The sequence below is a fragment of the Streptomyces sp. CB01635 genome (assembly GCF_002803065.1).
Taxonomy (GTDB): Bacteria; Actinomycetota; Actinomycetes; order Streptomycetales; family Streptomycetaceae; genus Streptomyces.
Window position 1 is genome coordinate 53,937 of record NZ_NNBL01000040.1, and the last position, 12,391, is coordinate 66,327.

Genomic DNA, 12,391 nt, shown 5'->3' on the forward strand with positions numbered 1-12,391 from the left:
GGTGTCCTCAGCGCCCCGAACCGGAATCCGCGCGACTGAGCCCGTCCCGACCGTGAGAATGGACCCGTGCGGTACCGAATCCTGGGCGTCACCGAGGCGTACGACGATCAAGGCACACCCCTGCCCGTGGGTGGACAGCGCCTGCGAGCCCTGCTCACGTCGCTCGCGCTGCACGCCGGCCGCACCGCCCCCGCGGACGCGCTCATCGGCGACGTATGGGCCGACGAGCCACCCGCCGACGCGACCGCCGCCCTCCAGGCCCTCGTCGGCCGACTGCGCCGTGTCCTCGGCAAAGACGCCGTCACTTCGGAGGCGGGCGGCGGCTATCGCCTCGCCGCCCGCCCCGACGACGTGGACCTGTACGTCTTCGAGCGCCTCGTCGGTGAGGGCACGGCCGCCCTCACGGCGCACGACCCGGCGACCGCGTCCCGCGCCCTGCGCGACGCGCTCGCCCTGTGGCGCGGACCCGCACTCGCCGACCTCGCCGACCGCACCGCCGCGACCCGCCCCGAGGCCCAGCGCCTCGAAGCGGCACGCGCGCGCGTGGAGGCCGATCTGCAGCTCGGCCGCGCCGCGGACGTCGTACCGGAGCTGACCGAACTCACCCACGCCCACCCGTACGACGAGCCGCTGCACGCCCTCCTCATCCGCGCCCTGCGCGACGCCGGCCGCGGCGCCGACGCACTCGCCGCCTACGAGACGGCCCGCCACACCCTCGCCGACGGCCTCGGCGCGGATCCCGGACCCGAACTGGCCGCCTTGTACGCCGACTTGCTCGACCCCGCCCGCGTCCACGCCGGCGACTCCGGCCGCCCGGCGCCGCCACGGCAGCCGCAGCGCGCCGGCAATCTGAGGCCACGCCTCAACTCGTTCGTCGGCCGGGAACCCGAACTCGACGCCATCCGTTCAGACTTGCAAGCGGCCCGCCTCGTCACCCTTACCGGACCGGGCGGCTCCGGCAAGACCCGCCTCGCCGAGGAAGCCGCTGCCGAGCACCCCCGTGCCTGGCTCGCCGAGCTCGCCCCGCTCGACCAGCCCGAGGCCGTGGCGGGCGCCGTCGTCAGCGCCCTCGGCCTGCGCGAGACGGTCCTGATGACCAGCGAGCACTCTGCGCCGCAGGACGACCCCGTGGCGCTGCTCGTCGAGCACTGCGCCCAGCGCAGCCTGCTCCTGATCCTTGACAACTGCGAACACGTCATCGGCGCCGCGGCCGAGCTCGCCGAGACCCTCCTCACCCACTGCCCCGGCCTCACGGTCCTCGCCACCAGCCGCGAACCCCTGGGCGTGCCCGGCGAGTCCGTGCGCCCCGTCGAACCCCTGCCGCCCGACCCCGCGCACCGCCTGTTCGACGAGCGTGCCCGAGCCGTGCGCCCCGACTTCGACGTCACCGGCGACCCCGAGGCCGTGGCCGAGATCTGCCGCCGCCTCGACGGCCTGCCGCTCGCCATCGAACTGGCCGCCGCCCGCCTCAGACTCCTCACCCCCCGCCAGATCGCGGACCGTCTCGACGACCGCTTCCGCCTGCTGACCAGCGGCAGCCGCACCGTACTGCCCCGCCAGCAGACCCTGCGCGCGGTCGTCGACTGGTCCTGGGACCTCCTCGACGAGCAGGAGCGTACGGTCCTGCGCGAGGCGTCCGTCTTCGCCGGCGGCTGGGACCTGGAGGCCGCGGAGGCCGTCTGCACCGGCCCCGCATCCGACCTGATCGGCGCGCTCGTCGACAAGTCCCTCCTGGTGGCCACCCCGGGCCACGGCAGCATGCGGTACCGGATGCTGGAGACGATCCACGAGTACGCGACCGAACGCGCCGCCGAGACACCGCTGCTGCGCACCGAGGCCGAGCGGCGCCACGTCGCCTGCTTCCGAGCCCTCGTCGAGAAGGCAGACCCGCTCCTGCGCTCCGCCGAGCAACTCCCCTGGATCGAGCGCCTGGAGACGGAGCTCGACAACATCCGCGCCGCCCTGCACCGCTCCACGGTCACCGGCGACACCGAGGCCGCGGTCGAACTCGCCCTCTCCACCGGCTGGTTCTGGTGGCTGCGCAACTACCGCAGGGAGGGCGCCGAATGGGTCGGCCACATCCTGGAGGAGCTGCTCCCGACACCCCGCCCGGAGCGTCCGGCCCCCTCCGAATGCCGGGGTCCCCGGTCCGACAGGCGGACGTTCCCCGCTGCGGGTGACCTGGCGGACGAGGACGACCCGCTGTACTGGCCTCTCATGGAGCTGCGCCTCCTGCACATCTTCTTCGTGGCCCAGTCCGAACCTGAGAGCGCCCTGCGCGGGGAGGCCGACCGGGAGTACCTCGTGCGGGTGCGCGACGCCTTCGCGCGGCCCGGGCCCGTGGGGGCACGCTTCCCCGGCATCATCTGGCCGTTCACCGTGCACTTCCTGGACAACCCGGAAGACGTCAGGGCCGCCCTCGACCGGGCCATCGCCAACTGCCGGGTGTACGGCGGCGAGTGGGAGATCGGCGTCACCCTGATGTTCCGTACGCACACCGCCGTCGACGGGCCGGGCAACCTCACGGGCGTCGACGACGACGTAGCCGAGCTGCGGACCATCAGCCGCCGCGTCGGGGACCGGTGGATGCGGGCCCAGGTGTGCAGCGCGGCCGGTGAGGCGGCCATCGCGCGCAGCCGGTTCGACGAGGCGAAGGGCGAGTTCGAGGAGGCACTGCGCCTCGCCTACGAGGTGGGCGCCTACGCGGAGGCACCGTTCCTCATCGCCCGGCTCGGCGAGATCGCCTACCGCTCCGGTGAACCCGACGCGGCCCGCAAGCTCCTGGCCGAGGCGAGCGGGGAGGCCGACCGGTACGGGGTGCCGGACCCCCACGCATACGTGCACCTCCTGAACGCGCTGATGGCGGTGGAGGACGGCGAGGTGGCACGGGCCCGCGCGCTGTGCGACGAGGCGGCCAGGGAGTCCTCGCGCGGTACGCCGCCGCCGCAGTTCACGGCGGCCGTCGGGGGTGTCGACGCGCGGATCACCGCGGCCGAGTCGGGGCCTGCGCGCGGCCTCGCGGTCCTCACCGACGCCCTGCGGTACGCGGTCGAGACCCGTTGCGCGGAGATCGTCAATGCGGGCCTCGCGGGCCGCGGAGCACTCTTCCTGGCCCAGCTGGGCGACACGGAGGGCGCGGTACGGCTGGTGGCCGCGTCCGACGGCTGGCTCGGCGGCGCCGAGCGCCCGCTGCCCGAACGCGCCGAGATCGAGGCGCTGGAGGCGGAGGCGGTCGCCGCACTGGGCGCCGACAGGTACGCCGAAGCGCGCGCCGCGGGGGCGGGACACACGGCGGCCGAGGCAGTCACTCACCTGACGGAACGCGTCCGCCGCTTCAACTAGGACCGCTCACGCCTCAGCCGGGGCTCACCGACAGGTGAAACGGGACTCCGCCCAGTCCCCGACCGCGAGGGAGTCGAAGTTCGTCTGTGGCTCGGTGACCAGCCGGATCGCCTTGCGCTGCGCGAGATTCAGGTGAACCGGAACGGCAGGGTCCCCGCCCCTGAGGACCTGCGACCTCCACAGGCGCACCCCGTCCGCGTACACGGAGAACCGCACCGCTCCCGTGCCGAGCGTCATGTCGTCGACACCGGCGAAGGCGTCGTACGCGGTGCAGCTGCGGTTGAGGTCGATGGTCACGGTGGAGTTCGCGTGGACGGTGACGCCGTTCGCGTACTGCTTGTCCGCGACGCGCAGGCCGTAGCGCTGCCACACCCAGCTGCTCTCGCCGGGCCGGATCTCCGGCTTGGTGCCGTCGCCGAGTCCGGCGTACGACAGCTGATTGAGCTGGTAGACGGCCGGGGCGGGCGGGGGAGGCGTGGGCTTCGGAGTGGGCTCGGGCGTCGGCTTCGGGGTCGGCTTCGGGGGTGGTGTCGGCTTGGGCGTGGGCTTCGGGGTGGGCGTCGGCTTCGGCGCGGGCTCGGGGGGAGGCGTCGGCTGTGGCGGGGCGGGCGGCTCGGGCTTCGGCTTCGGGGGAGGCGTCGGCTTCGACGGGGTGATCGGCTGCGAGACCGCCGGCTTCTCCTTGCGCGCCTCCGGCTTGGGCTTGTGCGGATCGCCCGCGAGGGCGATCGCCACCGCCACGGCCACGCCCGCCGCGACCACACCGGCCGCGATGCCCGCCTTCACGGGCGCACCGAGCCCCTCGGACGCCGCGGCGCCCCCGCCCGCGGCCCCGCCGGAACTGCCGCCCGCCGCGGCCGCCGCACCGGCGCCCGCCGCACTCGCGGCGCCGCCGCCGATGAGCGCGACCACCTTCGCGTACCCGGCGGCACCGAACCAGCCGATGACCGCGACCGGCACGACACCGGGGATCCCGCTGGCGACTTCCTTGATCTGACCGGCGGCGAGCCGGCACTTGGCGCACTCCTCCAGATGCTTGCGCAGGCCGCGCTCGGCCCGCGTGCGCAGGCTGCCGCGGGCGTACGCGCCGAGCCGGTCGGCGTAGCGCGCGCACTCCTCGTCCTGGGTGAGGGTGGTGCTCACATGGGCCTGGAGGTACGCCTCCTTGAGGCCCTCGCGGGCACGCTTGGCCAGCACGCGCGTGCCGTTGGCGTCGAGGCCGAAGAGCGTGGCGACCTCGCTGGGCGACTCGTCCTCGACCTCCGTGTGCCACAGGACGGCCTGCCAGCGCTCCGGCAGGGACCGGAAGGCCTGCATGGCCATCGACTGCTCGGCCTCGTGCATCGCGAGGACGTCGGCGCCGAGATCCAGGGTGTCGTCGTCGGAGACCTCACTGGAGCGGGCGGCCTGCTGGGCGAAGACCGCGAAGTCCTCGACCAGGTGCTCGCGCTTCGCCGACTTCGTCCAGCCCGCGGCGACGCGGCGCACGGTGGTCAGCAGATAGGCGCGCACCGCGTGCTCGGGCCCGCTGCCGCCGCGCACGGCCTGAAGCATGCGCGCGAACACCTCGGCGGTGAGGTCGTCGGCGGTGTGCCCGTCCCGGCAGCAGGTGCGTGCGTAACGGCGAACGGCGGCCGAGTGACGGCGGTACAGCTCCTCGTACGCGGTGTCGTCGCCGGACCGCATACAGGTGATCAGGTCGGCGTCCGCCGGAGGCGTTTCACGCGGGGGCGGCAGGACGGAGGTGCCCGGATCCACGCCGTGCTCGCGCTGCTGCGGGACGCTCAGGTCGGAGCGGCCCTCACCCGCGGCGTCGGAGGGGCCGGCGGGGGCTGAGGGGCCGGGGGGTTCGGAGCCTGGCGAGTCGTCCCGGCGTGGACCTCCCTGGCTCGGCACCTGCCGCGCGGGCAGCCCGCCGGTCCCGGTGTCGCCCGCACCACTGTTCTCGAGTGGCTCGTCCCGCCCGTCAACACTCATCGCGGAAAGCCCCCGACCGCACACTCAGACCCGAACACGCGGGAAAGAGTGCCACAAGGGTGGCCCGCACCACCTGCCGGTGTCCGTCAACCACTCATCCGTGGAAACTTCCTACAGCGAAGCAATAGCTTTCACTCGTACGGGTAGTGGTCAACTTTCGTGTCAAAAACGGGAGTTGGCCGCGCGCGACGCACATGTGTCACCCACGGCCGTCCCCACAGCCGGCACCGCGCGCATCACCTGGCACCGCGCCCGCCGGAGGCCGCCGCGGCACCCCAGGCGTCGGTCGCACGCCCAGAACCCGCCCCGCCCCCGGTGCGCCCAGCTCCACCGGTCCTGCGCGGTACCGCCCGCCCTTACGCGGGCCGCGACCGCAGCCCTTCGAGCAGGATGTCCAGAAGTCGCGACGAGGCCGCGGCCTGCTGTGCGGCGTCCGGCAGCGAGGGCGCCGCCGTGGCGATCACCAGCAGCACGTCCGCCACCGTCACGTCCGCGCGGAGCTCAGACGCCGCGCGCGCCCGGTCCACGAGCTGCCCGACGACCTCGAGCAGCTCCGCGGCGCCCGCGTCGTCCGCCGGCACGGCCTCGGTGACCGGGGCCGTGCGCTGCTCCACGAGACGCAGCTCGGGCGCAACGCCGGCGTGCCGCTGCTGCGGAACCCGCGTCTCGTCCCGGACCCCACCCGCCGCGTCGGCCCGCTCGTCGGGGACGCCGACGCGCAGCACCTGCGGAGGCAGCAGCCGCCCCGCACCGGAGGCGACGGACGTGCGCAGGAAGCGCGACAGCGCCGACCACGGCTCGTCCTCCTGGCCGAGCGCGGCCCGCGCCTGGTCGGTCAGCCGGGAGGTCTCCTCCTCGGCTATGCGCCGCACCAGTACGTCTTTGCTCGGGAAGCGCCGGTACACCGTGCCGACACCGACCCGGGCCCGCCGTGCCACGTCCTCCATCGGTGCGCCGTACCCCAGCTCGCCGAAGACCTCACGCGCCGCGCGCAGGACGTGTTCCAGATTGCGCTGGGCGTCCACGCGCAGCGGCGCGGCACGCGAACTGTCGCCCACGCCGCGCCCGTTACCGCCCGACGTGGCGGCCGGTCCGCCGGCCACGGCCGAAGCGGAAGCCGCGGAAGTCCATTGAGAGTCCTGAATGTGCATATGTGTTCCCCCGGTAATGACGTCTCCCCCCGGAGACTCTCCCCGCCATTGGCAACCGGAGCGTGAGGAACAGGCCAGTCCCACGGACCCGTCCGACGGATCCGTCAGCGCATCCCCCGACACCCCGACAGCACACGAACATAGTTGAGCCGGAGTCAATTCAGAAGGGGCAGGTTCCGCACAGAGCGCCCCCCGAACGGAGTACGCGGCGATTCCACCCCGATTGCACCCCCGCGCCTCACCCGCTACATGCCCGCTGACCTGCGGACATGTCCCGTACTCCGGCAATTCGCCCGACCGGCTGCCGGTGCGGCCGCCGGTCACACAATTTGCCGGGGCTGTGGACAAACTCAAGTGGCCGATGCGTCATGGGGTGGTGCCGATGCCGAAGACTGCTTCTTCCCGGGGGACGGCCCCGGAAGTCCCGCGTACGCGCGTCCTCGTCGTAGGGGGCGGATATGTCGGGATGTACACCGCCCTGCGCCTCCAGCAGAAACTCAAACCGGAACTGAGAAGCGGCCGGACCGAGATCGTAGTCGTCACCCCCGACCCGTACATGACCTACCAGCCGTTCCTGCCCGAGGCCGCCGCCGGATCCATCTCGCCGCGCCACGTCGTCGTGCCGCTGCGCCGCGTCCTCGGCAGGTGCCGCGTCATCGTCGGCGAGGTCACGGTGGTCGACCACGGCAAGCGCACCGCCACGTTCACGACGCTGGCCACCGAGGAGGAAGGCACGGGCGCCGTCGAGATCACGTACGACGAACTCGTCCTGGCCCCCGGCTCCGTCTCGCGGACCCTGCCCGTGCCCGGGCTCGCCGACCACGGCATCGGCTTCAAGACCGTCGAAGAGGCCATCGGCCTGCGCAACCACGTCATCGAGCAGCTGGACATCGCCTCCTCGACCCGCGACCCCGCGATCCGTGACGCGGCCCTCACCTTCGTCTTCGTAGGGGGCGGTTACGCGGGTGTGGAGGCACTCGGCGAACTCGAGGACATGGCGCGCTACGCCGCGGGTTACTACCACAACGTCACCGCGGACGACCTGAAATGGATCCTCGTGGAGGCCAGCGACCGCATCCTCCCGGAGGTCGGCGAGGAGATGGGCCGCTACACCGTCAGCGAACTGCGGCGCCGCAACATCGACGTACGCCTGCGGACCCGGCTCGAATCCTGCGAGGACCGGGTCGCCGTCCTCGACGACGGCTCCCGCTTCCCGACCCGCACCGTCGTGTGGACCGCGGGCGTCAAACCGCACCCCCTGCTCGCCGCGACCGACCTGCCGCGCAACGAGCGCGGCCGCCTCACCTGCACCGCCCAGCTCGCCGTCGACGGCGTTCCGCACGCCTGGGGCGCGGGCGACGCGGCCGCCGTCCCCGACATCACGGCCGGCGAGGAGGGCAAGGAGTGCGCGCCCAACGCCCAGCACGCGGTGCGCCAGGCCAGAGTTCTCGGAGACAACGTCGCGGCCTCCCTGCGCGGCGAGCCCCTGACGGACTACGAGCACAAATACGCCGGCTCCGTCGCCTCGCTCGGCCTGCACAAAGGTGTCGCACACGTCTACGGGCGCAGGCTTAAGGGCTACCCTGCCTGGTTCATGCACCGCGTCTACCACCTGAGCCGGGTGCCGACCGTGAACCGGAAGGCCCGTGTCCTGAGCGAATGGATACTCTCCGGGCTCTTCAAGCGCGAAATCGTCTCCCTCGGCTCGCTCGAACGCCCGCGTGCGGAGTTCGAACTCGCGGCCGGGGGAAACCCGCCGGGCAGCCCCCCGGCGAACCCGCCCCAGGACCCGAAGGGGTCGACCTGACCGGACTCAGGAACTCCCCCTCAAGGACCGGCGTCTGACGGATGTCGGTCCGGTCGGTCAGACTGGTCCATGACCCTGGCCGGCCCCTGACCGTGGGCGGACCGACCGCCACGTTGCCCTTCCCCGCGCTCCCGGTCTCCCGGCCGGACAGGGGAGACCCCACCCGACCTCACGAGGCTTTCCCCACAGTGAACTTCACGCGCTGGAGCGCCCGGCTCCCCGGAACGCAGCGCCGCGCGGCAGCGCGGTCCGACCATGGCGTCTCCCAAAGCCAGCGAGGGGAAGGCGCCGTGCCCGCCGCCCGCCACGAACCCCCGTCCGACGACGACGCGCCCACGCCCGCCGCCGGCATCGACGAACTGCCCGCACGCGAGGTCCTCGACCGCGTCCCGGCCCTCGTCGCCCTCGTCCACGGCCCCGACCACCGCATCGCGTACGTGAACGACGCGTACGTCGCGGCCTTCGGCGACCGCCCCACCGGTGCCCCCGCGCGCGAGGCGCTGCCCGAGCTGGAGGAACTCGGCCTGCTGCCGCTGCTCGACCAGGTCCTGCGCAGCGGCAAGCCGCGCACGGTCAAGTCCCGAAAGGTGGCCGGCGGCCGCTCGTACACGTTCACCTGCACACCCGTGACGGTGCCGGCCGGCGAAGCGGACGGTGACAACGAGGGGGCGGGACAGGAGCGGGCAGGCAGCTCCGGAGTACTCGTCTTCGCGACCGACGTCACCGACCATGCCGAGGCCGCCGAGCGGCTGCGCGCCAGCGAGCGCCGCCAGCGCGAGACCGCCGTCACCCTCCAGCGCTCCCTCCTGCCCCAGGAGCTGGAGCAGCCCGACGACCTGCGCATCGCGGCCACCTACCAGCCGGGCGGCACCGAGGCCGCGGTCGGCGGCGACTGGTACGACGTGATCACCCTCGGCGGCGGCCGCACCGCCCTCGTCATCGGCGACGTCATGGGCCGCGGGGTGCGCGCCGCCGCCGTCATGGGCCAGCTGCGCACCGCCGTCCGCGCCTACGCCCGCCTCGACCTGCCGCCGCACGAGGTGCTCCAGCTCCTCGACGGCCTCGCCATCGAGATCGACGCCAACCAGATCGCCACCTGCGTCTACGCGGTCCATGACCCGAACGAGGGCCGCCTCGTCTACGCGTCGGCCGGCCACCTCCCCATCCTCGTACGCGACGAGAGCGGCACGATCCACCGAGCGGAGGAGCCCACCGGACCCCCGCTCGGCACCGGCGGGTGGCTGCACGCCTCCGGATCGGTGCCGCTCGGCCCCGGATCGACCGCCGTCATGTACACCGACGGCCTGGTCGAGCGCAGGGACGAGGACATCGACGAGGGCGTCGCGGCCCTGGAGCGCGCGCTCGCCGGCGCCACCGGCACGCCCCAGGTCGTGTGCGACCGGCTCATCCGCGCGGCAGGCGTCACCGCGGACCACGACGACGATGTGGCCGTCCTCGTCCTCCAGCACCCGGCGCGCACGGGACCCGACGGAGAGCTGTTCCGCAACGCGGCCCTGGAACTCCTCGGCGGCGTCGAAGCGGCCCCGCGCGCGCGTGCCTTCGCCTCGGGCGTACTCGCCAGCTGGCGCTTCTCACCGGAGCTGCACGACCTGGGCGTCCTGGCCGCCAGCGAACTCGTCACCAACTCGCTCCAGCACGGCACCCCGCCCATGCGCCTCAGACTCCGCCGCACCGACCGGCGACTGATCATCGAGGTCACCGACGGCGACGACCACCTCCCGCGCCGCCGCCGCGCCGAACCCGCCGACGAGGCGGGCCGGGGCATCGCCATCGTCGCCACGATCGCCTCGAACTGGGGCTCCCGGCGCACCCCGGGCGGCGGCAAGGCGGTCTGGTGCGAATTCGCCCTGCCGCGTACGCCGTAATCCGGCCGGGCCTCAGGCGGACGCGGCCGCGGGCACCGGCTCGACCGGAGCCCCGCCCTCCGCCACGATGCGGCTCTTCGCCAGCGACGGCTGGTCCTGCACGGGCGACAGATGCCGCCCGAGCCGCACCGCGAGGAACGTGATTCCCAGCGAGAACAGCACGAACGTCACGATGTACGGACCGTGCAGCGCGGCCCCCATGGGCCCGCCGACCGCCGGGCCGACGGCCAGAGCGAGCTGCTTGACCAGTGCGAACGCCGAGTTGTACTGACCGACCATCCCGGCCGGCGCCAGATCGGCGACCAGCGGGGCCACGGTCGGCGACAGCATCGCCTCACCGAGACCGAACAGCGCGTACGTGGAGATGAACGCGGCCGTCGCCATGGCCTGGCTGCCGTGCCCCACACCCGCGTACCCGGCCGCGAGCCACGCGACCGCCCACACGAGCCCGACCGCGGCGATCACCCGGGACCGCCTGCGCCGCTCGACGAACTTCAGGACCGCGAACTGCGCGACCACGATCATCGCGGTGTTGGCGGCGAGCGCGATGCCCAGCGTCGACGGGGAGATCCCCGCAGCCTCCATGCCGTACGCGCTCAGGCCCGACTCGAACTGCCCGTAGCAGGCGAAGAACAGCACGAACCCGAGGACGCACAGTTGGACCATGGCCCGGTGCCGGAACAGCGCCCGCAGTCCGCCGCCCGTCCCGGAGCCGCCCTTCGGCACGGCCCCGCCGATCGCCGGCGCGTACGGCATCCGCACGAAACCGACGACAGCGGCGAGCACCAGGAACATCACGGCCTCGATGCCGAAAAGCAGGGTGAAGCTCGACGGGCGGCTCTCGTCGACGATCTGGCCGCCGATGAGCCCGCCGATGCCAAGACCGAGGTTCTGCAGGAAGAACTGCATGGCGAAGGCGCGTGTACGGCTGTCCGGCGTGGACGTCCACACGATCATCGTGGCGAGCGCCGGCTGGATCACGGCCGTGCCCGCACCGAGCACCGCCGCCGACAGGATCGCGGTCGTCCGGCCGTCCGCGAGCCCGAGCCCGACGGCACCGACCGCCGCCACCATCGTGGCGACGACCAGGACGGGCACGGGACCGCGCCGGTCGATGGCCCGTCCCGTGAACGGCAGGACGACCAGAGCGGCCATGGCGAAGGCGGCGAGCACGACGCCCGCAGCTCCGGCCCCGAGACCTCGCACCTCAGCGACGTACACATAGAGGAACGGGACCGTGAACCCGACGCCGAACGAACTCAGCGCGCTGCCCACCTGGATCCGACGCATCGCTGCGCCCATCGCCCTGGTCACTTTCACCTGCCTTAGGAGTTAGAAGTGAAGACTTCGAAGCTAAAGTTAGGATCTAAACAATACACACCGAAGGACTTCAACGCCAAGCCGCCCGTGCCATACTGCGGGCCATGGGCGACAACCCCGGCGACAGTGAGCCGACCCTCGACGAGCAGATCGCCGCGTACCAGCGCGAGTTCCAGGACCTCGACCCCCAGGTCGAGCAGATCGTCTCCGCGCTCGGCCGCCTCAACAGGCGCATGAACGTCGCCTACGGCCGCCAGACCGCGAACCTCGGCATCACCAACGCCGAGTGGGAGGTCCTCAAGGCACTCGTCCTCTCCGGCGCCCCGTACCGCATGGGCCCCGGCGACCTGGCGAAGCGCCTCGGCCTCACCCCGGCCGCCATGACCCACCGCATCGACCGCATGGTCGGCGAGGGCCTGGTCACCCGCGACCGCGACGAGTCCAACCGGGTACGCGTCATCGTCGAGCTCACCACCGAGGGCCGCGCCAAGTGGCTCGAGGCGATGCGCCTCGCCTCCGGGTTCGAGGAGGATCTGCTCCAGGACCTCTCCTCCGACGAGCGGGGAGTCCTGGGCGAGGTCCTGACCCGCCTGCTGCGCCGCGTCGAGGACGCCCAGCCGGACGCCGGCGGCCGCCTCACGGACCTCGACTGAAAAGAAGTTGCCAGGAGGGTGTTGACATGCCCCTCCTCGCTACGTAAGGTTCTTCGAGTTGCCACGGAGCCGTAACGGTTCTGCGACAGCACCTCCGCCGCTGAAGCGGCAACCCAACCACCAGCACGATCTCCCTCCGGGATCGAATTCGGCGTGCCCGAATTCAATTCGATTTCGGTGCGACGGCCCGATTAGGAGCCGCCGGGGGAATCCGCTAAAGTCTGGGACGTCGGAACGGCCCAACAGCCGGGAAGA

At 72.8% G+C, this 12,391-nt stretch carries 7 protein-coding genes; 4 read left to right on the forward strand and 3 right to left on the reverse strand.

Annotated features, from left to right (window positions below):
- Window positions 1–66: 66 nt before the first annotated feature.
- Window positions 67–3,342 carry a BTAD domain-containing putative transcriptional regulator gene (locus CG723_RS42855; protein WP_100598973.1) on the forward strand — a complete coding sequence of 1,092 codons (3,276 nt, stop codon included), beginning with the start codon at window positions 67–69 and terminating at the stop codon, window positions 3,340–3,342.
- Window positions 3,343–3,366: 24 nt separating this feature from the next.
- Here the strand turns inward: CG723_RS42855 and CG723_RS42860 are convergent, their stop codons facing one another.
- Window positions 3,367–5,319 (reverse strand): sigma-70 family RNA polymerase sigma factor, encoded by a 1,953-nt coding sequence (locus CG723_RS42860; RefSeq protein ID WP_100598974.1) that lies wholly within the window; start codon window positions 5,317–5,319, stop codon window positions 3,367–3,369.
- A 356-nt stretch (window positions 5,320–5,675) separates the two neighbouring features.
- Complete coding sequence (locus CG723_RS42865) at window positions 5,676–6,470, reverse strand: TetR/AcrR family transcriptional regulator (protein WP_100598975.1); 795 nt, start codon at window positions 6,468–6,470, stop codon at window positions 5,676–5,678.
- Between the two features lie 382 nt (window positions 6,471–6,852).
- Here CG723_RS42865 and CG723_RS42870 point away from each other — a divergent pair, with 382 nt between their 5' ends.
- Together CG723_RS42870 and CG723_RS42875 are read left to right on the forward strand one after the other, a co-directional pair.
- A complete protein-coding gene (locus CG723_RS42870; RefSeq protein ID WP_100598982.1) occupies window positions 6,853–8,277 on the forward strand; it encodes an NAD(P)/FAD-dependent oxidoreductase in 1,425 nt (474 codons plus the stop codon).
- Window positions 8,278–8,465: 188 nt separating this feature from the next.
- Window positions 8,466–10,163, forward strand: coding sequence for an ATP-binding SpoIIE family protein phosphatase (locus CG723_RS42875; protein WP_100598976.1), 1,698 nt, complete (start codon window positions 8,466–8,468; stop codon window positions 10,161–10,163).
- Between the two features lie 12 nt (window positions 10,164–10,175).
- Here the strand turns inward: CG723_RS42875 and CG723_RS42880 are convergent, their stop codons facing one another.
- Window positions 10,176–11,465, reverse strand: coding sequence for an MFS transporter (locus CG723_RS42880; protein ID WP_100598977.1), 1,290 nt, complete (start codon window positions 11,463–11,465; stop codon window positions 10,176–10,178).
- A gap of 122 nt (window positions 11,466–11,587) precedes the next feature.
- Here CG723_RS42880 and CG723_RS42885 point away from each other — a divergent pair, with 122 nt between their 5' ends.
- Window positions 11,588–12,136, forward strand: coding sequence for a MarR family winged helix-turn-helix transcriptional regulator (locus tag CG723_RS42885; protein ID WP_100598978.1), 549 nt, complete (start codon window positions 11,588–11,590; stop codon window positions 12,134–12,136).
- Window positions 12,137–12,391: the final 255 nt, after the last annotated feature.

What these genes read in the sequence shown, in the direction of transcription:
- CG723_RS42865 (WP_100598975.1), bottom strand. Translation starts at nt 6,470, where the DNA reads ATGCACATTCAGGACTCTCAATGGACTTCCGCGGCTTCCGCTTCGGCC.
- CG723_RS42885 (WP_100598978.1), top strand. Translation starts at nt 11,588, where the DNA reads ATGGGCGACAACCCCGGCGACAGTGAGCCGACCCTCGACGAGCAGATC.
- CG723_RS42870 (WP_100598982.1), top strand. Translation starts at nt 6,853, where the DNA reads ATGCCGAAGACTGCTTCTTCCCGGGGGACGGCCCCGGAAGTCCCGCGT.
- CG723_RS42880 (WP_100598977.1), bottom strand. Translation starts at nt 11,465, where the DNA reads ATGGGCGCAGCGATGCGTCGGATCCAGGTGGGCAGCGCGCTGAGTTCG.
- CG723_RS42860 (WP_100598974.1), bottom strand. Translation starts at nt 5,319, where the DNA reads ATGAGTGTTGACGGGCGGGACGAGCCACTCGAGAACAGTGGTGCGGGC.